This is a genomic window from Clostridium aceticum, assembly GCF_001042715.1.
GTDB lineage: Bacteria > Bacillota > Clostridia > Peptostreptococcales > Natronincolaceae > Andreesenella > Andreesenella acetica.
Genome location: NZ_CP009687.1, coordinates 515567 through 538940, shown reverse-complemented (window position 1 = coordinate 538940; position 23374 = coordinate 515567). Strand labels below are relative to the sequence as shown.

Sequence of the window (23374 nt, the reverse complement as noted above, 5' to 3'; positions counted from 1 at the left end):
TGTTTTCAAGAAAATCAAAGGCATTATTGCCCTTGATTTTTCAATAATTCCTTCACTTTTTCGCGAAAGAATAGGGAAAGTTCTTGTGCATATTCTTCAGAAAATCCTTCAGTATAAATATTAAATAGTGGTTTTTCACTATCTGGCAAAATCAATGCCCAACCTCTTTCATCCTTTATTTTTACTCCCTCAAACAATTCGATATTTTGACTTTCGTTGTCCTCCACCAATTGACGAATTACTCTACCCTTGTCCTGCCAATCACAAGGAATTTTTTCCTTGATATAGTATAGATCAGGCATCTCATTTACTAAGTCTTCTAAAACCATATTTCTTTCCACTAAAAAATCTAGAATCATACCTATAGCCCAAGTAGCATTGTAACTTAATATATATTGGGATATTCCCTGCTCTTCAGTACTTAACATAGCATTCATAATACTTGCTGGGTTAGACTTTACACGCATCACTTCTACATTATGATCTTTGGCCATTTTTTCAATCATATAGGGAGAAGTGTAGGGCAAAATAAGCTTATTTTTATTTCCTTCCTTCAGTAGCATCATTGCCGTCAGAGCATCATACTTTTCCTGTTGAATCACTCTTCCCTGCTTATCTATTAAGATAAGTTTTTCTCCATCTTCGGTAATCATTGCCCCTAAATCTACATTTCCCATCACCACTTGCTGTTTCATATCCATCAAATAATCCTTTGCTTTTGCAAATCCTTTTATTCTGTAGTCTTCCTGTACACCACAGCCTATACTTCTTAAAAATTCTGATGTCAATTGTTGTATTGCCTCAGATTTACAGCTTATGAGTATTGTGGGGGCTTTTCTTTTTAAATCAGAAATATTTTTTAGCAACTTCATGCCATTGCTTATATAAAAATCTTTGAAATTTTCTATATGAATTACTGACTTAATTTGATCTGCATTACATCGCTTAAAATCTTCTCGATTAAACAGATTCTCTATTTCTCTTTCTGCTGCTCTTTGAATATTAGCACCGTTTTTATCTACCAGTTCAATATGTACTAAATTATGATCTGTATAATCCATCCTTACATGAACCCCGCCATTGCCTTTAAAATGTCTAACTGCAAAACGGTTTGCTGGCATAACGACACTGCCTATATCCATAACCCCCGCCCCGGTCGAAGCTATGCCCGTCATTAAAGCATTCTTAATAAGATGGCTTGCATGGAAGGAATCACTGCTTATGATGATTGTACTTTCCTCCTTCAAAGAAGAAGCAAAGGCGGTACCTAGTCTTGAAGCAAACTCCGGACTTATTTCAATATTAATTTGTCCTGAAACATCTTTGTAACCAAAAATGGTTTTAGAAGCCTTTGTTCCCCACACCAAATTTTGATTGACGATGGTGTTCTCATCAATTTTTTTATGGGGCCAAAGCTTAATATCAGGTTTGACAATTACGCCCTCTGCTAACTGACTTCCTTCGCCAATAACAGCATTCTCATAGATTTCTACATTTTTTTTTGTTTCAACATTATTGCATATAACAGCACCTCTACAGTGGGTATCTTTTCCTATCTTAGAATGGCTCCAAATAATACTTCTCTTTATAGATACATCTTTACTGATGGTAGAATAATCCCCTATAACAGTATAGGCATCTAACTTACTTCCTTCTTGTAGAATACAGTTTTTCCCTATGTATACTGGCGAATTTAAGATTACTTGGCTGCTTAGCTGTGTTCCTTCACCAATCCATATGCCATCCTCTATTTGATGACCGTCTATTTCAATATTTACCTTGCCCTCTAATATATCGAAATGAGTCTGCGTATAAGAGTTTAATGCCCCTACATCCGACCAATAATCTTCAGTAATATACCCATACATAGGTATCTCATCCGCCAGTAATTTTGGGAAAAGATCCTTACTAAAATCAAAGTTTTCACCTTTTTGATAATATTGAAGCACTTCAGGTTCTAAAATATACATCCCCGTATTAATCGTATTACTAAAAACTTCTCCCCAACTAGGCTTCTCAAGAAATCTAGTAACTTTTCCATCAGCATTTGTAATAACAACACCATATTCTATGGGTACAGGCTCATTTTTTAAAATTAAAGTTGCCTTAGATTGCCTGCTTTTATGAAAAGCTAAGGCTTTTTCAATGTTTATATCTGTTAATGAATCACCACTCAATACAATAAAGGTATCGTCAATAAAGTTTTCAGCATTTTTTACACTGCCACCCGTTCCTAATGGAACATCTTCAATGAAGTATTCTAGGTTAACACCCCATTTTTTTCCTGTAGCAAAGTAATCGGTTATAACTGTGGGGAGATGGGCAATCGTCACGGCAATATCTTTTATTTCATGCTGTTTGAGCAATTGAATCGTATACTCCATGGTAGGTTTATTTAAAATAGGAACCATTGGCTTTGGCATACTACACGTAAGAGGCTTAAGTCTCGTTCCTTTTCCGCCTGCCATTATAATAGCTTTTATGATAATCACTCCATTCTTTAATATTTTTTCTATTTATAGTTATTTTGTGAGAAGGCTTCATTTCTATTCATAAAAAAAAAGACTTCAATCGTCTTGACCTTTTAAAGTTTTACAAAACTTTTAGATTATATCCTTTCGTTGATCAATTACTGTGTTACTGCCTATATTTTCTTAGATATTTTTTTCTTTTTTTTTGAACAATATGTATACTTTTTTAAAAAATAAAGCTAATTTTTATATTTTAGCTGCTAATTCTCCCCTTAACTTTGCTTCAATAGGGCTTTCGCTAAAGCTTACACTTGTTTTTTTATGGTAATATGGCTATAATATTGGTAAAAGATGTTGAAATGGAGTGATAACTATGGCAGCAAAAGATAGTTCTTTTGATATTGTCTCTGAGGTTGATATGCAAGAAGTTACAAATGCCCTCACCCAGACAGAAAAGGAAATTGCTCAAAGATTTGACTTTAAAGGAAGTAATACTACTGTTGAAAAAAATGATGATGAAGTTGTTATTGTTACATCTGATGACTTTAAACTTAGAAACGTAGTAGATATCTTTCAAAGTAAACTTGCTAAAAGAAATGTATCCCTTAAAGCTTTAGATTACAAGAAGCCTGAAAGTTCTTTAGGTGGAAGAATGAAGCAAGTAATCAAAATTAAGCAGGGAATTAGTCAAGAAGAGGCTAAAAAGATCACTACATTGATTAAAGGCTTAAAAGTAAAGGTACAAGCATCTGTTCAAGGAGATGTTGTTCGAGTATCTGGCAAAAACAGAGACGATCTTCAAGCTGTAATTCAAGCTTTGAAAAATGCTGATTTACCTATGAACCTGCAATTTACTAACTACAGATAGCTTTATAAAGAGATTACCAAGTATTTTTTGTAAAACTATCGAGTCTTTTATTTATCTTATCAAATGTTATTTTTTACATACTATCAAAAAGATGAAAATCCCTTGATGCTATTGTCATTAATATCATTATATAGGTGTAAGCCCCTATGGTTTATAACTGAATTTTTACTTCAGTACATATGTATTGAGAAAAAGTCAGCGTATCTTTTAAAAAGCAAAGATACGCTGACTTTTAAATTAACTACCTACAGATTTGTCTATTAAAACAAATTCTTATTTAGGTATCTTTTGAGATTTTTGAAAACGCATCGTAACATCTGTAAGAGTACCCACCATTCTTGTAGGTTTATTTTCTTGGTCTCTTTCCATAACCCGTCCCTTTGAGACAATCCATTTGTAATTACCTTCTTTATCTTTTATACGGTACCCACTGTGATAAAACAGGATATCTCCATCTAAATATTTTCTCATTTCCCTCAAAACATCTTTACGATCCTCTGGATGAATTCTATTTATATATTCTTTGGTATCCCCAATAAACTCATTTGCTTCAAATCCCAGCAAACTTTTATAAGCTTTTGAAAAGTAAACTTCGTTATGGTTTATATTCCAGTCCCAAACGATCAGACCAGTTCCTTCAATAGCATATTTCCAACGCTTTTCACTTTCTCTTGCGAAATTTTCCTTTTCCTGCAATTTATCATATTGATCCCTCAATTCTTCTAGGGTAGCTATTAGTATTTTCTGAGAATTCTCTAAGTCTTCATTTGCCGTATGAATTTCTGCTTGTGATTCCAGAATTTTCAGTTCCTTCATCCCCATTTCCCCTAGTATTTCTGCAAAACAGCAAAGATAAGCCATAATATGCTTCAATCTTTTTTCTTCAATGATTGGAATTTCTAATAGTGCTCTTACATACTCAGATTCATCGAATCCAAATTCTCTAGCTTGTTTAATAAAGAAATCTAAATCCGGCTTACCTAATAAGAGTTGGCCAGTGAATACGTTTGCAATATGTTCTTCTTGCACAATTACAGGGGCTACCGCATCAATTAGTCCGTTTTGACATTGATAAATTTTATAATTTTTATTCTCCACTAATACTTTATGAATATAGGTATCGCTCTCAATACATTTATCTCTTGCCTTTGAATTGGTCCGATGAAATTTCGTACAAATCTCATTCCAGCCCGAAGCGGTTAAAATATTTCCTTCTAGGTCAAGAATCCCAGTAAGAATACCCGTCGCTTTGTAAAAAAGATTTGTCAGTTCCTGGATTTTAGAAATATCAACAAAATCAGCAAACTTATATGTCATGCTGAACCCCCCTGAAATAATTGTTTTTTTATAACAATAATACGAAACTTTATTTGTAATTATTCTCCATTTACACTGAATATCCTGCCTATCATTTTACTTAAAATAATTTAAGCCCATAGTATGGCACTATGGGCTGTGTAGGTTTTAATACAGTTTTACTTAGGTAAATGAATGGCCATATTATGAACAGCGTGAACTGCTTCATGAAGGGATTCTCCTACTGTAGGGTGTGCATGTATTGTTGTTGCTATTTCTTCAATAGTGGCTTCTAGTCTTAGTGCAAGTGCGCCTTCCACAATCAATTCTGTTGCCCTCGGTCCTGCCATATGAAGCCCTAAAATCTCTTCCGTTTTTGCATCTACGACATATTTTACCAAGCCATTAGCTTCCCCCATAATTAAAGACTTACCATTAGCATATAAAGGGAATTTTCCTGTTTTGGTTTCATATCCCTTCTCCTTCGCCTGCTTTTCTGTCATACCCACCGCTGCTAATTCTGGTTTGGTATATACTGCATAAGGAATTGTTTTAAAATCAATTTTCGAAGTTTTTCCCATAATGCCTTCAACAGCAACGATTCCTTCTGCTGAAGCCACATGTGCCAGCATGATTTCTCCTCTGCAATCTCCAATCCCATAAATATTATTGATGTTTGTTTGAAATTTTTTGTTTGTAATGATTTTGTCTTTATTTAATTTCACGCCAATTTTTTCTAACCCCATGTTTTCAGTCACAGGCTTTCTTCCTATAGATAAAAGAACTTTTTCTACTTCAAAGGATTTGCTTCCTTCTTTAGATACTGTCTTCACCCTTAGACCTGTTTTAGTTTTTTCAATCCCTTCTACTTTTGTATCTGTATGAATATCCACTCTAGCTTTTTTCAATGCTTTCACAAGATAATCAGTGACCTCCTGATCCATTGCAGCTACAATATTTGGAAGAGCCTCAACGATTGTTACCTTTGTTCCCATACTGCTATAAATGCTGGCAAATTCGCTTCCTATAACACCGCCGCCTATCACCAGCATACTCTTAGGGATCTCTTCTAAAGAAAGGGCTTCATCACTTGTAATCACCCCTTCTAAGTCAGCTCCTGGTATTGGAAGGATCAAGGGCTTTGAACCTGTAGCAATAATTGCATAATCAAAATCTACTGCTGCTTTCTTTCCTTCCTCCAGTTGAACCTCTAACTGATTCTCATTTAAAAAAGATGCTTCACCCATTATCACCTTAACCTTATTGGATTTTAAAAGCATATTTATTCCACCGATTAATTGACTCACTACTGTCTTTTTTCTCTGTTGAAGTTTTTTCCAATCAATATCAAGTTTTTCAATTTGTATCCCTAGTTTCTTCGATTCTTTTTCTAAAGTAGTATATAATTCAGCAGTGTGAAGCAGCACCTTTGTAGGGATACAACCAACATTTAAACAGGTTCCCCCTATGTATTTCTTCTCTACAAGTGTAACTTCTGCCCCTAGCTGTGCCGCCCTGATGGCTGCTACATATCCTCCAGGTCCTCCTCCAATGACAACAACTTTCATTTTTTAACCCCCTATAAAATTTTCTATAGTAATAACATCTCTGGCTTCTCAATATATTCTTTTACCTTTGCTAAAAATTGTGCAGCTATCGCTCCATCTACTACTCTGTGGTCTGCCGTAAGACTTAAGTTCATCAATGGTTTAATCACAATCTCCCCATTGACCACAACAGATGTTTCGGTGATGGTATTGACACCTAAAATAGCTACCTCCGGCTGATTAATAATTGGGGAAAAGGACTCTATACCGTACATCCCAAGGTTGGTAATCGTAAAAGTTCCTTCTGTCATATCTTCCTGGTTTAACGCATTATTCCTTGCTTTTTCCGCCAATTCTTTTACTTCACCTGAAATCTGCCTTAGCCCTTTTTCATTGGCATATTTAACGACGGGTACAACAAGACCACCTTCTAAAGCAACAGCAACACCAATATTAGCATAATTGCGTGTAATAATCTCATCATTTTCGATTCTGCTGTTTAAGTATGGAAATTCCAACAGAGTTGTTGCAATAATTTTAACCAATAGGTCTGTAAATGTAACCTTACAGGTACTCTTCAACCAATTTCTAATTTCTTTTAACCTGGTAACATCTACTTTTATGTCAAAGGTTACAGCCGGTGATACCTTCCAACTTTCAGACATCCTATTGGCAATAATTTGTCTCATCTGGTTCATTGGGATTCTTGTTTCTATCAGATTTCCTTGGACCTGTGCCTTATCCCTTAGATAATTATACACATCTTCCTTCATAATTCTTGAATCCTTTTTAATCTCACATAAATCTATACCAAAAGCACCTGCGGTTTTTTCAGCCATTGGAGAAGCTTTTACCTTTTTTGCATGATTATTTATATAATTTTCTACATCTTCCAATGTGATTCTTCCATTAGGACCTGTTCCTGTTACAAGCTCAAGATCAAGATTTTTTTCCTCAGCTAACTTTTTTGCTATTGGAGAAGCTTTTATTCGTCTTCTCTCTTTTGCCTTATCAACTGAAGCCTTTTCAATATTTTCATTACTGATTTGTACGTCAATTGCTTCATCCCTTGTACCTCCTGACGCTGTCACTAAAGAAGATATATCTTCATCCACAGCAGCAATGATAGCCACTGGCTTTAAGCATTCTACAACATCTTCCTCCTTCACCAGTAGTTTTCTCACAATTCCGCTTTCTGTGGCTTCTACTTCGTTAGTAAGCTTGTCGGTGGTAACATCAAAAAATACTTCTCCTGCTTGAATTTCTTCTCCCTCTGCTTTATACCATTTTGTCAATTTACCTTCTGTCATTGTTAGTCCCAGTTTTGGCATTGTTACTACTTTCGCCATGTTTAATCCTCCTCTATACTGTAGTCCTCTATTTACAAAATTTCATTTTTATTGTCATCTAAGAAAAAAACCATCTTTCTGCGCATCTTCTAATGCCTTTTTTATATTTACACGAAGAGGTCCATTCCTCGTTATTTTAAAGGTTATCTTTTCATTTTCTCTAAAGGGAATCTCTCTTTCACCGTCAACCGCAATCATACCATTACACTTTGTTTCATACACGTATACTCTATTGAGTTTTAAAATTTTCGGTTCACCCATGCAGACTTTTTTTACTAGCCCTGCCGCCATCGGTGCAAGAATATTATATCTATCTTCTGTTAAATTAACAGAAGCACCAAAATCATCTTCATCTCTTATGATTTTTTTACACCCCACAATGGAGGAAAAACCTATAGACGCAGGATGCGCTTTCGATACGATTATTTCTATCATATCCTCCATGTCCCAAATTGCTTTGGAGCCAACAAATAAACTTTTTGATAGTACTGCATCCACCAATGCAATATCTATTAATTCTTGGTTTTTATAGATTTCAATTTTTTTATCTCTTTTACATATGCTATCCTTAGCATACTTTCCAGAAGCAGCTACTGCTGCAGCTATTCCAGCTACAGTACCCTCTATCATTTCAGGGTAAACATTATTGGTGCCTGTCGATATACTGATCAGTGGCGTATCTTTTATCACCTTCGCTGCTGCCCTATTGGTGCCATCCCCACCTAGTACAATCAGGCAACCTATCTTCATATCTTCCATCATCTTTGCGGCACATGTAGTATCTGTTGCATTGGCACTAAGTTTCATACATAAAACTTCTACGCTACTGGTCAGTTCTCTTGAATAGGATAAGTTGTCTATTGCCTTATAACCTATATTAAAGGAGTCCGGCATAATATAGATGTTTTTTACACCGCATTGCTGCGCCCCCAGTAGAATTCGCTCAACAATATTTACTTTTTCATGGTTATCCACAACAGTTGCGTGGGAAACAAGTCTTCTTATATCTTTACCTGATACAGGATTGGCAATGATCCCTATACTCGACATATCCTACCACCCTTTTAAAGGGGGGTAACATAAGTTACCCCCTATTGATTTAGACAGCACTATGTACAGTGCTTTTTACTGCTCTTATGATGTCGACAGAATTTGGAAGTACATAATTCTCAAGACAAGCTGTAAATGGTATAGGGGTATCTAATGCACCTACTCTGACAATAGGAGCATCTAAATGATCAAAGGCTTTTTCAGCAATAAGTGCTGCAATTTCCCCGCCATAGCCACCTCTTTTGTTTTCTTCTGTAGCAACAACTACTCTATTTGTCTTTTCAACGGATTTTAATATTGTTTCTTGATCTAATGGATATAATGTTCTTGGATCGATTACTTCAACTTCGATTCCTTCTTTGGCAAGCTCTTCCGCTGCTTTTAAAGCCTCATGGAGCATCTTCCCATAGGCAATTATTGTGACATCTTCACCTTCTCTTTTTATATCAGCAACTCCAAAAGGAATCGGTGCCACCTGATCCTCCACATTACCCTTCATAGCATACATTGCCTTATGCTCTATATACATCACTGGATTATCATCTTCGATAGCAGTTAGCATAAGCCCTAATGCATCCTGTGGGGTAGATGGATATACTACCTTTAATCCAGGCACATGGGTCAACCATGCTTCAAGGGATTGTGAATGTTGGGCTGCTGCTTGAACGCCACCACCAGCAGGCAGTCTAACAACCATAGGCACAGTAATCTTTCCACCAAACATATACCTCATTTTTGCTGCTTGATTTACAATCTGATCCATCCCTACCGTTAAAAAGTCAATAAACATTAATTCGGCTATAGGTCTAAGTCCAGTTGCTGCCGCACCAACAGCTCCACCAATAATAACACCTTCTGATATCGGGGTATCCTTTACTCTTTTTTCTCCAAACTCTTCAAAAAGTCCAGCCGTTACACCAAAGCATCCACCAAAGGCACCAACGTCTTCCCCCATAATAAATACCTTTGGATCTTCTTTCATTTTGATCCTCATACCTTCTCTTATTGCTTCACCATAGGTCATATTTCTCATCTAACTCGAACCTCCTCTACGATATCTGTATAAATATCCTCAACCGCTGATTCTAGCGCAGGATATGGACTGTTGCCTGCAAACTCTACAGCCTCTGCTATCTGCTGATTCACATCCTTGTTTAATCCTTCTAACGCCTCAGGCGTGATTACTTTATTGGCCAACATATGTTTTTCTAATCTCTCCAATGGGTCCTTTTGTAACCATTCTGCTAATTCTTCAGAAGACCGATAGGAGGTAGGATCTCCTTCAAAATGACCTCTGTGTCTATAGGTTTTACATTCTACTAAAGTAGGTCCCTGACCGTTTCTAGCTCTTTTGATGGCTTCATTTGCTGCTTCATAAACAGCAAATACATCGTTGCCATCGACAGTTACTCCAGGCATGTTATAGGCAACTGCTCTATCGGATACATCTTGTATCGCTTGATGCCTAGACTGACTCATGGAAATACCATATAAATTATTTTCACACACAAAAACCACAGGAAGTTTCCATATACTTGCAAGATTTAATGCTTCGTGAAAGGTACTCTGATTGGTGGAAGCATCTCCAAAGAAGCAAACACAAACTTGATCTGTTCCGTTATATTGTGCTGTAATCCCTGCCCCAACAGCGAGATTGTGTCCAGCACCTACAATACCGTTGGCACCTAAAATCCCCTTTGTGGCATCTGCTATATGCATAGATCCGCCTTTTCCTTTGCAATATCCCGTTGCTTTTCCATAAAGTTCTGCCATCATTTCTTTTAAATTTCCACCTTTAGCAAGAATATGTCCATGGCCTCTATGGGTACTTGTAATATAATCAGCCTCTGTTAGGTTGGCACAAACACCTGTGGCAACAGCTTCTTCTCCAATATATAGATGAACAAATCCAGGGATTTCCCCCTCCGCAAAAAGCTTCATAGCCTTTTCTTCAAATTTCCTTATTTTTAACATTTGGTTATAGATTTCAATAACCTTGTCGTTAGATAAATTCACATTATTCCCTCCTCATTTTTTAGCTGGTATAGAGTTTTCACAAGACACCTTTACTTCTACGCATGCATTCGCAATCACTATACTATCTTTTAAATCTCCAAATTCCTCCACACAAAGTCCTGGTACTTCCATCCCTCCCTTCACGATTTCTATTGACTTCTTACCTATGGGTAGAACCTTTATCACCTTTTCTGCCTCTACTTTTTCTGGATAAGGTGCAGCAATCGTGACATGTACACCTACTTCGTTAAGATCTGCGACTTCCAGTATCTCTTTCAAACCACAAAGACAGCTTTTAGAGATTGCATCCTTTACAGCTCTTTCAGCCGCCTTTGTTACATCCTGTCCATGCAGATCTGCTCCCCAGCCTAACTCAACGATATATCGCTTCCACATCATGCCACCTCCTAATACTCTCTTAGCCTTCCTTTAATAAATAAAGCAATAAGTGTGCCATTACCAAAGCTATTATTAGAAATTTTTATCAACCATGGAGCTGTCTATGTCTCTGACCTAATAAAAACTGCCGCTTTCTCTAGAGGTTTCAATATATTTTTACATTTTTATAGGCATACGTTTATAAACTTTAATATACCAAATGCTGCATTTGTAGTTTTTGACCATATTCTTTAGCCAAGACGGAATTGTACGTCTTAACTATCTAAAATCTAAATTTCAATACATAACTTTATGGCATTTTACAAAATAATTTTTAAATAAGAACTGTCTTATTAATATAGTTGTTACTATTAAAAAGCAAAGACTTTGTTAGTTTTTCTAACAGTTTTCACTACACTCTTTACTAGCAACAATTGAATTTCTTCATCTCCAGATATCTACTGTTAGAATATCTAACACTCATCAATTTCAGGACACTAAAAAAACAATAGTTCTTAGAACTATTGTTTTTATCATTCATCCCTTATCCTCAGAAGATCTAGTTTCTGAAAATAAAAAAATAAAGCAAACTTGCTTTATTTTTTTATTTTATATTTTTTCATTTTTTCGTAAAGGGTATTTCGAGCAATGCCCAGGGATTGAGCTACCTGCGTGATATTACCATCAAATGTTTTTAGCGCTTTTCTGATTGCATTACACTCTAGTTCTGCAAGCGTAAAAAGCTCCTCTTCTTTCTTTATTTTTACCTCTGCCGTGTTAAGGTAATAAGGTAAACATTCCTTTGTCATACTATTCCCTTCTACCATATTGATAGCATATTCTAATACATTCTCCAGCTCTCTAACATTCCCTGGCCAATGATAATGATTTAAAATTTCCATCACTTCAGCATCAACCTGTGAAATTTCCTTCCCTAACTTAAGTGACATCTTTTGAAGAAAATATTCAACAAACAACGTAATATCTCCATACCTTTCTTTTAAAGGTGGAATATTAATGGTAACAACATTTAATCGATAAAACAGGTCTTTACGAAAAATGCCTTTTTCTACTTCTAAACTTAAGTTTTTATTCGTAGCAGCAATGACACGGACGTCGATAGGAATTGGCTTATCGCCCCCTACCCTTACTACATTTTTTTCTTGCAAAACCCTTAGTAGATTCACCTGCATATCAATAGGCATATCTCCTATTTCGTCTAATAGCAATGTACCACCATCAGCTAATTCAAATTTTCCTGGTCTTCCTCCCCGTTTAGCACCGGTAAAGGCCCCCTCACAATAACCGAAAAGCTCACTTTGTATCAGTTCTCTAGGCATAGCAGCACAGTTCACAGCTATAAAAGGGGCATCTTTACGCTCGCTGGAATTATGGATTGTCTGTGCAAAAACCTCTTTACCCGTACCGCTTTCTCCCAATAATAAAACTGTAGATGGACTTTTAGCAGCTATTTTTGCTTTTCTAATCGTCTCTTGAACTTTATCACTCTTTCCAACAATATCTCTGAAGCGAAATCTTGCCTGAGTAGCTGCCATCTTATTTACAATCTGATGTACTTGTTTAATCTCTCGAAAAATCACCACTGCTCCCACAACCTGCATCGATTTATCCTTTATAGGGTTGGCTTCTAATGTACAGTGAATATGTTGATTCAGTACATCTATCCTAACTTCGTCTTCTAAACAAGCTTTGCCTGTTTCTAAAACCTTCTTGATATGATAGCAGTCCTCAAAAATACTGTTGATCTGTTTTCCGATCATATGACTTGGAAGCATACCTATAATTTTAGACAAGGCTGGGTTTACATGTGTTATAACAAAATCCTTATCAATGGACATAATACCTTCTGAAATTGTATTCAACACAGTAGTTAAGTGCTTGTGTGCCGCAAATAGTTGTCCTTGCGTTTCTTCCTTATGCAGTTGATTTTCTATAGCTCTTACTGCCGCAACAACCATACCTAAATCCTTTGAATGTTCTCGTCCTATTGAGCAGGACATATCTAAACAACCAATGACATTTCCGAAGGAATCATGTATAGGGGCAGCAGAGCAAGCCCAAATATGATGTTTACTACAGTAGTGTTCCTCTCCCGAAACCTGTATGGGGCTATTAATCGCCAGTGTAGTTCCTATAGCATTGGTACCAACGCACTCTTCAGACCAATCTCCCCCAGGGAGAAAGTTGATGGTCTTTGTCATTGCTAAAACATCTGGGTCTCCCATAGATTCCAGTATGAAGCCTTTTTCATTGGCCAACACAACAATAAAACTAGAGCCTTCTACGCACTTAGATAAAGTTTTCATAATAGGTTTTGCAATATCTATAAGCTGTTTTTTTTCTTGAATGTATTGTTGGATTTCCTCTTTAGGTAACAAATCTTGACAATAGCCGTCCCGGTGATTTACTCCCATATTATAGCAACGAAGCCACGAATCAGCTATAACATCACGCACATAACTTTCTTCCACTTTTCCCGACAATACGAATTTATTCCATGCCTGTTTTATATTTAGCCTTCTAGAACTACTTGTTCTATGTAACATGCCTCACCTTCCCCCTTAACAGATATCGGAAATTTCATATCCCTAATCATCCTTCTACTCTTCATAAATAGCACTAGAAAAAGCAAAACGCATTCTTGGAAGTGTATGTTTTATTATAGCATAACATAAATTTTCTAATTATAACGACTATTTTTGTTTTCTAAACTTTTTAATCTTTGTTAACAAATAAAACCTCCACAAAGATCTTAAAACATTCCCTCAATTATATTCACAGCTTGATAAGAACTTCTTACAAAAGGCCCACTCTCAACAAATTTAAACCCTTTTTTAAGAGCTATTTCCTTATAAACACTGAAGCGCTCTGGAGAAATGTATTCTTCTACATCTATATGTCCCTCTGTTGGTTTTAAATACTGCCCAAGGGTCAAAACATCACAATCTATTTTCCGTAAATCATCCATCACTTCTAGTACCTCCTCTCTCCTTTCCCCTAAACCCAGCATCATTCCAGTTTTCGTAATAATTTTTTTATTACTTTCCTTCACTTGTTTTAACAGACCTAATGATCGAGTATAGCTTGCCCCTGATCTTATTTCACTATATAGCACAGGTACAGTTTCTAAATTATGATTAATAATCTCAGGTTCAGCATCTATTACTTTTTGTATAGATTTTTTGTTTCCTTTAAAGTCCGGTATCAGTACCTCAATAGTAACATTTTTATTGCATTTCCTGATTTCATTTATAGTATCTACAAAATGCTGTGCACCCCCATCCTGCAAATCATCCCGTGTTACCGAAGTAATCACCACATGTCTTAAGTTTAGTTTGTTTACTGCTATAGCAACGCTGACTGCTTCCTCTGTTTTTATAGCTTCTGGTATTCCTTTAGAGACTGCACAGAACCCACAGTTTCTTGTACATGTTTTTCCTAAAATCATAAATGTAGCCGTTTTTTTCTGAAAACATTCCCCGATATTTGGGCAATCCGCCTCCCCACAAACCGTATTTAATGCTAAATCCTTTAATAATTTTTCCATTTTCAAAAAACTTTTTTGATCTGCTGCTTTTTTAGTCAACCATGATGGTCTTGTCTTCATCATTTTTATATGCTACCTCCTTTATTTTATCCCCCACTAAATGACAATGCATCACCTCTTCAAAGCTAGTTTTTAGTGCTTCTATCACCATCTCCTTTTTTATATCCTTGTTGATAGATGTTATAGAAGTCACACCAAATTCTGTGATGCCGCAGGGATGAATCAGTTTAAAATAATCTAAATCTGTATTATAATTCAAAGCAAACCCGTGCATGGTAATCCAATTCTTTACACGTATCCCTACTGCACATAATTTATGATCCATGACCCAAACACCTCTGTGTTTTTTCTTTCTCCCTCCAACAATGTCTATTTTTTTCAAGGTTTTTATAATCATTTCCTCTATGGCATCCACATACCATCGGAGGTCTTTATTAAACTTTGATAAATCTAAAATGGGATACCCCACTATTTGCCCAGGCCCGTGGTAGGTAATATTTCCTCCTCTATTGGTTTCATAAATATCTATTCCTCTTGCCTTCATTACTTCCTGCGTATAAAGCAGGTTCTCAAGGCCTCCTTCTCTTCCAATCGTAAACACAGGCTCATGTTCAAGAATTATAAAAAAACCTGCTGCCTCTTTATGATCTTTGGCATATTCAAACAGCTGGTTTTGGATGCTTAGTGCCTTCTCATATTTCAATTTCCCTAAATTCATAAAAGATACTTTTTCCATTATAGCCTCCTCGTTCCTTTAATTTTGATTTGCAGTTATAAAAGAACAATAAAGGACTATTAAAATTATAGTAGTCCTTTATTGTTCTATTTCATCAGCAACTCGACTACCAAGGCGTGACCAAAATTTTAATATTTTCCTCCTTACGATGAACTAATTCGTTGAACCCCTTTTCTACTAAATCATCTATTTTGATTTTTCCGGTAATTAAGGGATCCGCCTGAATACGTCCATCATTCATTAGATCAATTGCAATTTCAAAATCTCCAGCATAAGCCAAGGAACCAATAATATGCTTATCTTTAAATACAATACTGTTGAAATTCAGGCTGGTTTCTTTTTCATAAACACCGACTACTACAATTTTCCCACCTGTCCTAGCCACTTCCACAGCTAGAGGGGTTACCTTTTCACTGCCAATACATTCAAAAACCACATCTGTTCCTACACCCTTAGTGACTTCTTTAATTTTCTTCCTAATATCCACCTCATTTGGATCAAGGACTTCAGTGGCTCCCATTTGCTTTGCATAAGCTTTTCTAGCCTTCGCTACTTCCACCACATATATTTTGCTGGCACCTGCAGCACGAACTGCCTGAAGTGTGGCTAAGCCAATTGCTCCTGCCCCGAATATCACAACGTTTTCCCCCTGGAGAATTGGTGCTTGCCGTACTGCATGAATTCCTACAGAAATCGGTTCCAGTAGGGCTGCTGTTTCATAGGTCATATTGTCTGGAATTTTATAGAGAGTATAATCAGGAACAACAACATACTCTGCAAAGGCGCCATTTGTCATCAAGCCGGTAAAAGCTAGTTTTTCACAAACGTTATACTTTCCAATTTTGCAGGGATTGCAGATATGACAAACTTGACATGCATCGGGTGCAACTCTGTCGCCTACTTTGAAACCTTCAACGCCTGGTCCTATTTCAACAATCTCTCCCGAAAACTCATGCCCAAGAATGATAGGAGCCGTATCCCCTGTTAATGGGTGGGGTTCTGTTGGAATAAAAATAGGCCCTGCTAAATACTCGTGTAGATCTGAACCGCATATACCACACCATTGGACTTTAATTTTTACTTTACCCTTGCCTGGTGCTGGCGGCTCAGGTACCTCCATGATTCTAACATCTTTTTTTCCATACCATACTGCTGCCTTCATAAAAAACCTCCTCTTTTTTATAAATACCCGTGAAAACTTTATCCCGCACTATAACATTGCAATAACCATGCCAAATTTAAGCTAGTTGCTTCAAAAGATATACAATAAATTGAACTCATCGGGAAAACATTTAGAAGTTTATTTAAAAACTACATAAAAAAACTACATGATGGATGATGCTCATGTAGTTTCTTCCTATTAAAAATGAATTTGTCCTAAAAAGGCTTTTAACCTTTCATGCTGTGGATTCTCAAAAATATCTTTTGGTGTGCCTTCCTCTGCAATAATACCTTCATGTAAAAAAATTACTTGGTCTGATACATCCTTAGCAAACCTCATTTCATGGGTTACTATAATCATCGTCATCCCTTCCTTTGCTAAGTCCTTCATAACAGCTAGTACTTCTCCCACTAGCTCAGGATCTAAAGCAGAAGTAGGCTCGTCAAATAGCACTACCTTCGGTTCCATCGCCAAAGTTCTTGCTATAGCTACCCTTTGCTGTTGCCCTCCAGATAACATCGCAGGATATTGATTGGCTTTATCTGATAAACCTACTTTTTCTAACAGGGCTAATGCTTTTTTCTTTACTATATTTTTTTCCTGTTTTTTTATCGTCAAAGGCCCCTCCATAACATTCTCTAAAGCCGTCATATGAGGAAACAAGTTAAATCGTTGAAACACCATACCTACTTTTTGCCTAATTTCATTAATTTCTTTTCCCTTACCCATCACTTCTTTGCCATCGATCCAGATTTGCCCTTCGTTCTTTTTTTCCAAAAAATTAATGCATCTAAGAAGGGTACTTTTTCCGGAGCCGCTAGATCCTATCATACATACAACTTGCCCTTCTTCTACTTTCATATGAATGCCTTTTAATACCTGTAGTTTTCCAAAATATTTATGTAAATTTTTAATTTCTACCATAACCTCACCTCTCATAGACCTTTAATCGTTTTTCTACCCTTAACAATGCTTTAGATAAGCCTATAGTAATAATCATATAGTAGCATCCTGCAATAAAAAACATGGGCCATGGATTAAAGGTAGCAGCCGTATACTGCCTTGTCAGCATCAAAATTTCTGTTATTGTGATAACACTAGCTAAAGAAGAATCTTTAATAGCAATAATGAACTGATTTCCCAAAGCTGGCACAGATCTTTTAAACGCTTGAGGTAGCGTTACCCGTCTCATAGCCTGCCACTTGGTCATCCCTAAAGATCTAGCTGCTTCTTTTTGCCCAGAGTCAATAGATTCAATAGCACCTCTAAATATTTCACTAATATAGGCACCATTATGAAAAGCTAATCCAATAACAGCAGATATAAAGGGAGAAAACCTAATTCCAACTTCAGGAAGGGCTTGAAAAATAAATATTAATTGTAATAATAAAGGTGTTCCTCTAACAATACTTATATAAATGTCAATGGTTTTCATTAAGGGTTTGATCTTTGTCATTTTCAGCATAGTGGCAACTAATCCAAAAACCGTTCCCAGTAAAATTGAAAAGAATGATAATTGCAGAGTCATCTTCACACCTGGTAAAAACCTTGGAGCATATGTTATAACCACTTGTATAAAATGATTTATCTGACTTATAATTTCACCCAACATACTTGAATGCCCACACTCCTCTTTGAAAGTTAGAGATGGGTAATATCTCTATTACCCATCTCTAACTTATATATAAATTTAGTTGTCTAGTATACTGGTACCGAACCACTTGTAACTGATTTCTTCATAAGTACCATCCTCTATGATTTCTTGTAAAGCTGTATTCACTGCTTCTAATAAAGCTATATCGTCTTTTCTTATAGCAATACCGATTTCTTCAATATATAAAGGATCTCCTATAGGTGCCAATGGCATATCAAATTTTTCAATACCATGTAGTCCCACTAATAATCCTGTAATTAGTCCATCTGATCTCCCTTGTTGAACTGCTCGCATATTGTCTACGTCACTTTCAAACTGTAAAATATCTGTTACGTTCTCCATCTCTACTAAGAAATTTTGGAAGGTTGTTCCTGTAACAACACCTACAGAAGCATTCTCTATCTCTGATAGGTCACTAACAGCAAGGTCTTCCCTACCGAAAAATTGTGCACCATCATAATAATATGGATGTGAGAAATTAACTTCTTTTAGCCTCTCTTCTGTAATAGCCATACTTCCAATAATCATATCAAAACGCCCACTGGTTAGACCTGTAAGAATTCCATCCCATAAAACAGTTATGGGTTCCGCTTCAACACCTATCTTTTCTGCAATGGCATCAGCAATATCAATATCAAAACCTATCAGTGTTCCATCTTCATCAATAAAGTTAAATGGCGGGTATGCCCCCGTCATAGCAAACGTCAAGGTGCCTCTTTCTTTTATCTCATCTAGCGTGTCTTTAGTTGAATCGTTATCTCCAACATCTACTTCTACATCCTCAACTGGATCAGTGCCTGTATCTGTTAGGTTACCCTCCTCTGTGGCACATCCAACCATAAAAAACAACATCATTATAACTAAGAATATACTTATTTTTCTAATCATTGGTCCCCTCCATATTTATATATTTGGGGCTGCCGACAGCAAAGCTTTCACGTGAACATAAAAATTAACTCTTAGCTTGTTCAGTATTTTATTATAAATCGGCTTTTGGGTCAAAGAGGATAAATTACCTTAATTTTACAACATGCTAGCTGTCTTTACATCTCCTATGATGTAGTAGAGTATTCTTAGTAATCCTCCCATATACTTTTGTATACGCTTATATAGATTATTTTACACGTATTTCATCTATTGAAAGCACCCTCTGATATTATGAATTAAGCAGATTGCTAGTATAAAGCTGAGAAGAATTGATAGAATGCATCAGAAGAGCTTGATACTCAAGTAGAATTGTCTATGTGTAAATATCAGAAAATTCAATATTTATCCTTTCTACATTAGCAAAAGTTGTTTCTTTTGAAACGTGAATAGAATCCTCTACTAATCTTACTGGTAATTCTACAGTAAATTCACTTCCTTCTCCTAGTACACTCTCAACTTTAACTCTTCCTTTATGCATATGTACAAGAGATTTTACTAAAGAAAGACCAATTCCGCTGCCCTCGGCTTTTCTATGTGTAGGACCATCTACTTGAGTAAAATATCTAAAAATTGATTGATGCATTTCCTTAGGGATACCTATTCCATCATCTTTAACAGAAATCTCTATTGTATCTTCCTTATCATGTATGCTTACCTCTATCCTTCCTTCAGCTTCAGTAAACTTAATTGCGTTTGATAAAAGGTTTAGCAGGATTCTTTCAATCTTATCGGGATCAACTGCTATCATTTTTTCTTCAACATCGGTGTCGAATATTAATTCAATGTCCTTAAGCTTTGTATATTCCACAACAGACATTGTTATATCTTCTGCCAGCTTCACTATATCACAATTGATGAAATTAACTGTAAATTGTTTACCTTCAATTTTATTTATATCTATAAGGTTATTTATCAACCTTAAGAGTCTATAACTGTTCTGTTTCTGCATATTTATGTATTTATCTTTTGATTCTTTATCCATGTTATCCATATTCTCCATAAGCTGCACTGCCCCTAAAATAATATTGATGGGTGTCTTAAGTTCATGAGATACTGTTGAAAAAAACTGCGTTTTTAGTCTAGCAATCTCATCTCTTTGAGAGATTTGATAATTGATCTCCTTTGCCATTCGATTGAAGGCTTGACTAGTTACTGCTATCTCATCCTCCCCTGTAAGCTCTGTTTTTATCGTTAAGTTTCCTCTAGCGATTTCCTCTGCAGCATTTCTTAGCTTCATTATAGAATTGGTGTATTTATTACCTAATATTGTAGCTAATAAAAGGGATACTACTGATGTTAAGATCAGAATAGCAATATCTATTTTTGCATGTCTTCTAATATGACCCAATACTTCGTCAATTGATTTCGTATGGTAGCTTACCCACCCTATCTCTGTAATAGGATAAAATCCTCCTAAACGATTTTCATCATCAAACCTACAGTAGGCGCCCCTAGATGGTACAACCTCTCCCTTAAGGGCCCTCCATGTGGGAGAATCAGGATGAACCTCCCTTTCTTCAAGAGGGATATAAGGATAGCCATGTCTATAGACTACCATCCCTGCACGATCAACTAATCCAAACCTTGCCGACTCAGAAGCACATTCAAGGTTTAAAATATAACTAAGTTTCTCTACATCCATAATACCAAGCATGATCCCTTTTAGTACATCTCCCTCATAAATTCCCCTTGCTATATGAATAATAATGGTATCATCCTTAATACTTTTCCTTATATTAGATACTACCTTTTCTTCTCCCTGGATAATGCGTTGATAGAATTCCATGTGTTGCACATTGACACCAGTTAAATTACTGGTAGCGCTTACAATGCTAAATCCTTCTGGACTAATCCATGCATATCCTTTTAGCGTTCTTTTTTCTAAAAAAACACGACTAATATAATCTTTAATTTCTTCCCTGCCCCATTGTGGATTTGCTAAAATAGCTAATCCTACTGCATATTGTTGTGTCCAACTTTCCTCAAGGTAGTTCATAAACGACACGTCGATGGCTTGTGCAAACTTTATGCTAGATTCTAATTCTTCTCGAAGATTTTCCTCGTAGTTCTTTTTAATTCCTGCCAGTTGCAGTGTAATTAGGGGAATAAGTACAATTAATACCAATACGATAAGCTTGAGTTTTATACTCATCTTCAATTTCTGACACCTCCAATAGTTAGTCCGTACATTAAAATGATTTATAAAATTTATTGCATTAAAAAAACTCTTCTGAAATACTTTACTTTAAGTCAGATGTTGTATGCTTGATTTCTCAGAGTAATTTAATTCATCTTATTTTATTATTCCTATAAACTTTGCTTTTTCTAAATCTCTTCAGCAAGTTTAAAGTTGTTAATAGGTCAACACTACATGTTTTTACTATATTTTCTAAAATTCTACAATTCTTTAAAAATTCCTCCTGATATACTTTTTTTGTTATTTAAGTTATTTAGAATTTTTTAATAATAAGTGCTTAGTAATATTTTTATCACAAACTGAAAGATGCTAAAGCAAAATGATGTATATATTGCTCCTACAATGTTATTATATATATGATGGATAAAAGAAGGAGTGGTTTGATGAGAAATATTAAACTGATAATAGAATATGATGGTAGTAGATATAGTGGCTGGCAAAGACTAAAAGGTGCCGATGAAACAATCCAAGGAAAATTGGAAGGTGTCCTCACTCAGATGGTAGGCTCCCCCATAGAGGTTATCGGATCAGGGCGAACTGATGCAGGTGTTCACGCTAGAGGCCAGGTGGCTAATTTTCACACCAAGTCTGATATGTCATTAAAAGAGATCCACAAATACATGAACTATTATTTGCCACAAGACATTGTCGTCAAAGAAGTAAAAGAAGTTTCAGAAAAATTTCATAGCCGCTATAATGTAAAGAGCAAAAAATATGTCTGCTATATTTGGAATCATTGGATCCCATCAGCTTTTCATAGAAAATATAGTTATCACCTTAGTGAAAAACTAGATATTGCATTGATGCAAGAGGCATCAGAAAAACTATTAGGAACCCATGATTTTATTGGTTTTTCTTCGGTTAAAAAAACCAACAAATCCACCACTCGGACCATTAAAGAAATAACCATTACTAAGGAAGGAAATATGGTCATATTTAGTTTTATTGGAGATGGTTTTCTATACAATATGGTTCGTATTATAATGGGTACTTTAATAGAAATTGGCCTGAAACAAAAAAAGGTCTCCTATATTGATGAAATACTAGAGAGCAAAACTAGGTCCATTGCCGGCAAAACACTTTCTCCTCAGGGTTTATTCTTAGAAGAAGTATATTATTAAACTACATAAATTTTTCAATAGTTACAATATAAAAAACCTCTATGCAGTGATGGAGGTTTTTATATTGTATCTGATTCAACTATTACACTGTTTTTATTCTCGTAGCAGTAATTTTACCTTCTACTTTATTGAGATTTTTAATCTTTAAAGTTGGATTTGTCACACCACATTCATTCATAATATCTTCAAGTACTTTGAATTCTTTTCTTCTTATAACAACCTCCACTTTGTATCTTCTATCGCCATTATTTCCTCGAGCTAAAAAGTTGTTCACTGTATAGCCTTCTTCTCTGAGTTTTTCTGCCATTGCCACCATCCTGTTTTTATTATTTAAAAATATATCTACTTCTAAAATTCCTAGGGCAAGCTGTTCTTCGATTCTATTACCTATGAAAACTCCTAGTGTTTTTCCTAAAGCATATGCAACTGCAAAATGAAGTCCTTCCGAACTAGTTACTTTACCAACAACTGTTGCAAAAATGATAGCATCTGCAAATACTAAGAAATACACTGGGTTCATAATTTTTTTTGCCATTAATATGCTTTTTAATGTTGCAAAAACATTTGTAAGTGCTGTTACTAAGAACAGTCCGATAAGCGTTAATATTAAATACTGTGTCATTAAGACACCTCCTTTTAAATTCTTAATTATCCTTCAATATCTATTGAAGGTACTTGTTAGTATATTGTTTCTTTAATGTAAGTATTACAAAACAAAAAAACTAACATAGTAGTATGTTAGTAAAACATCATTGTTTTTAAGAATGTCATCATCAAATCCAAAATCATTTCACAGAATATGTAACTTCCTTTGCTAGGCAATCATAGCAAACATCCTATAAAAAAATTTGTAAGGATCAATCATGTAATCATTTATTTTAATAATTCATATTGAAAATTCAAGAATAGAATAAATTTACTTTCATTATTAGATATTTTAGCAACCTCTAATATATACTAAGGAGGGCATCTAAGTTCTTATAAACCTTAGAAATAAAATGAAAAGCATCTTCATAGCAATTTTGAAACTAACG

General features: G+C 35.5%; 19 protein-coding genes. 2 read left to right on the top strand and 17 right to left on the bottom strand.

The genetic code is table 11. From position 1 onward, the window contains the following. Window positions 1–23: 23 nt before the first annotated feature. Window positions 24–2468, bottom strand: a complete 2445-nt coding sequence (locus CACET_RS02490) for a sugar phosphate nucleotidyltransferase (RefSeq protein ID WP_242849925.1) — start codon at window positions 2466–2468, stop codon at window positions 24–26. Between the two features lie 376 nt (window positions 2469–2844). Here CACET_RS02490 and CACET_RS02485 point away from each other — a divergent pair, with 376 nt between their 5' ends. Then, window positions 2845–3339: a YajQ family cyclic di-GMP-binding protein gene (locus CACET_RS02485; RefSeq protein WP_044823122.1), complete on the top strand. Its 495-nt coding sequence runs from the start codon at window positions 2845–2847 to the stop codon at window positions 3337–3339. A 273-nt stretch (window positions 3340–3612) separates the two neighbouring features. Here the strand turns inward: CACET_RS02485 and CACET_RS19335 are convergent, their stop codons facing one another. From CACET_RS19335 to CACET_RS19745, 15 genes are all read right to left on the bottom strand, one after another. After that, window positions 3613–4656 (bottom strand): PocR ligand-binding domain-containing protein, encoded by a 1044-nt coding sequence (locus tag CACET_RS19335; protein ID WP_052661208.1) that lies wholly within the window; start codon window positions 4654–4656, stop codon window positions 3613–3615. 158 nt (window positions 4657–4814) lie between these two features. Then, the gene (gene lpdA / locus CACET_RS02475) at window positions 4815–6203 is read right to left on the bottom strand and encodes a dihydrolipoyl dehydrogenase (RefSeq protein WP_044823123.1); all 1389 of its coding nucleotides are present in this window, start codon (window positions 6201–6203) and stop codon (window positions 4815–4817) included. 23 nt (window positions 6204–6226) lie between these two features. Then, on the bottom strand, window positions 6227–7531 hold the full coding sequence (locus CACET_RS02470) for a dihydrolipoamide acetyltransferase family protein (protein WP_044823124.1): 1305 nt from the start codon (window positions 7529–7531) through the stop codon (window positions 6227–6229). 54 nt (window positions 7532–7585) lie between these two features. Then, window positions 7586–8581, bottom strand: coding sequence for an ATP-NAD kinase family protein (locus tag CACET_RS02465; protein ID WP_044823125.1), 996 nt, complete (start codon window positions 8579–8581; stop codon window positions 7586–7588). A gap of 49 nt (window positions 8582–8630) precedes the next feature. After that, a complete protein-coding gene (locus tag CACET_RS02460) occupies window positions 8631–9614 on the bottom strand; it encodes an alpha-ketoacid dehydrogenase subunit beta (protein WP_044823126.1) in 984 nt (327 codons plus the stop codon). Continuing rightward, the gene (gene pdhA, locus CACET_RS02455; protein ID WP_082058079.1) at window positions 9611–10597 is read right to left on the bottom strand and encodes a pyruvate dehydrogenase (acetyl-transferring) E1 component subunit alpha; all 987 of its coding nucleotides are present in this window, start codon (window positions 10595–10597) and stop codon (window positions 9611–9613) included. The genes CACET_RS02460 and pdhA overlap by 4 nt, the downstream gene beginning before the upstream one ends. A gap of 12 nt (window positions 10598–10609) precedes the next feature. Beyond that, window positions 10610–10993 carry a Lin0512 family protein gene (locus CACET_RS02450; RefSeq protein ID WP_242846866.1) on the bottom strand — a complete coding sequence of 128 codons (384 nt, stop codon included), beginning with the start codon at window positions 10991–10993 and terminating at the stop codon, window positions 10610–10612. Window positions 10994–11571: 578 nt separating this feature from the next. After that, window positions 11572–13542: a sigma-54-dependent Fis family transcriptional regulator gene (locus tag CACET_RS02445; RefSeq protein ID WP_044823128.1), complete on the bottom strand. Its 1971-nt coding sequence runs from the start codon at window positions 13540–13542 to the stop codon at window positions 11572–11574. Between the two features lie 206 nt (window positions 13543–13748). Continuing rightward, on the bottom strand, window positions 13749–14606 hold the full coding sequence (gene lipA / locus CACET_RS02440; protein ID WP_479722651.1) for a lipoyl synthase: 858 nt from the start codon (window positions 14604–14606) through the stop codon (window positions 13749–13751). Further along, window positions 14575–15279, bottom strand: coding sequence for a lipoyl(octanoyl) transferase LipB (gene lipB / locus CACET_RS02435; RefSeq protein WP_044823129.1), 705 nt, complete (start codon window positions 15277–15279; stop codon window positions 14575–14577). The genes lipA and lipB overlap by 32 nt, the downstream gene beginning before the upstream one ends. Before the next feature lie 106 nt (window positions 15280–15385). Next, a complete protein-coding gene (locus CACET_RS02430; RefSeq protein ID WP_044823130.1) occupies window positions 15386–16441 on the bottom strand; it encodes a 2,3-butanediol dehydrogenase in 1056 nt (351 codons plus the stop codon). A 198-nt stretch (window positions 16442–16639) separates the two neighbouring features. Continuing rightward, window positions 16640–17365: an amino acid ABC transporter ATP-binding protein gene (locus tag CACET_RS02425; protein ID WP_044823131.1), complete on the bottom strand. Its 726-nt coding sequence runs from the start codon at window positions 17363–17365 to the stop codon at window positions 16640–16642. A gap of 4 nt (window positions 17366–17369) precedes the next feature. Beyond that, window positions 17370–18011 carry an amino acid ABC transporter permease gene (locus CACET_RS02420; RefSeq protein ID WP_242849924.1) on the bottom strand — a complete coding sequence of 214 codons (642 nt, stop codon included), beginning with the start codon at window positions 18009–18011 and terminating at the stop codon, window positions 17370–17372. Between the two features lie 120 nt (window positions 18012–18131). After that, a complete protein-coding gene (locus CACET_RS02415; protein ID WP_044823133.1) occupies window positions 18132–18983 on the bottom strand; it encodes a transporter substrate-binding domain-containing protein in 852 nt (283 codons plus the stop codon). A gap of 352 nt (window positions 18984–19335) precedes the next feature. After that, entirely contained in the window at window positions 19336–21174 is a 1839-nt protein-coding gene (locus tag CACET_RS19745) for a sensor histidine kinase (RefSeq protein ID WP_242846872.1), read from the bottom strand. A gap of 428 nt (window positions 21175–21602) precedes the next feature. Here CACET_RS19745 and truA point away from each other — a divergent pair, with 428 nt between their 5' ends. Further along, entirely contained in the window at window positions 21603–22340 is a 738-nt protein-coding gene (gene truA / locus CACET_RS02405; protein ID WP_044823134.1) for a tRNA pseudouridine(38-40) synthase TruA, read from the top strand. Window positions 22341–22422: 82 nt separating this feature from the next. On the opposite strand, the gene CACET_RS02400 is transcribed toward truA, so the two are convergent. Next, window positions 22423–22962, bottom strand: coding sequence for a DUF5698 domain-containing protein (locus tag CACET_RS02400; RefSeq protein WP_044823135.1), 540 nt, complete (start codon window positions 22960–22962; stop codon window positions 22423–22425). Window positions 22963–23374 lie beyond the last annotated feature (412 nt).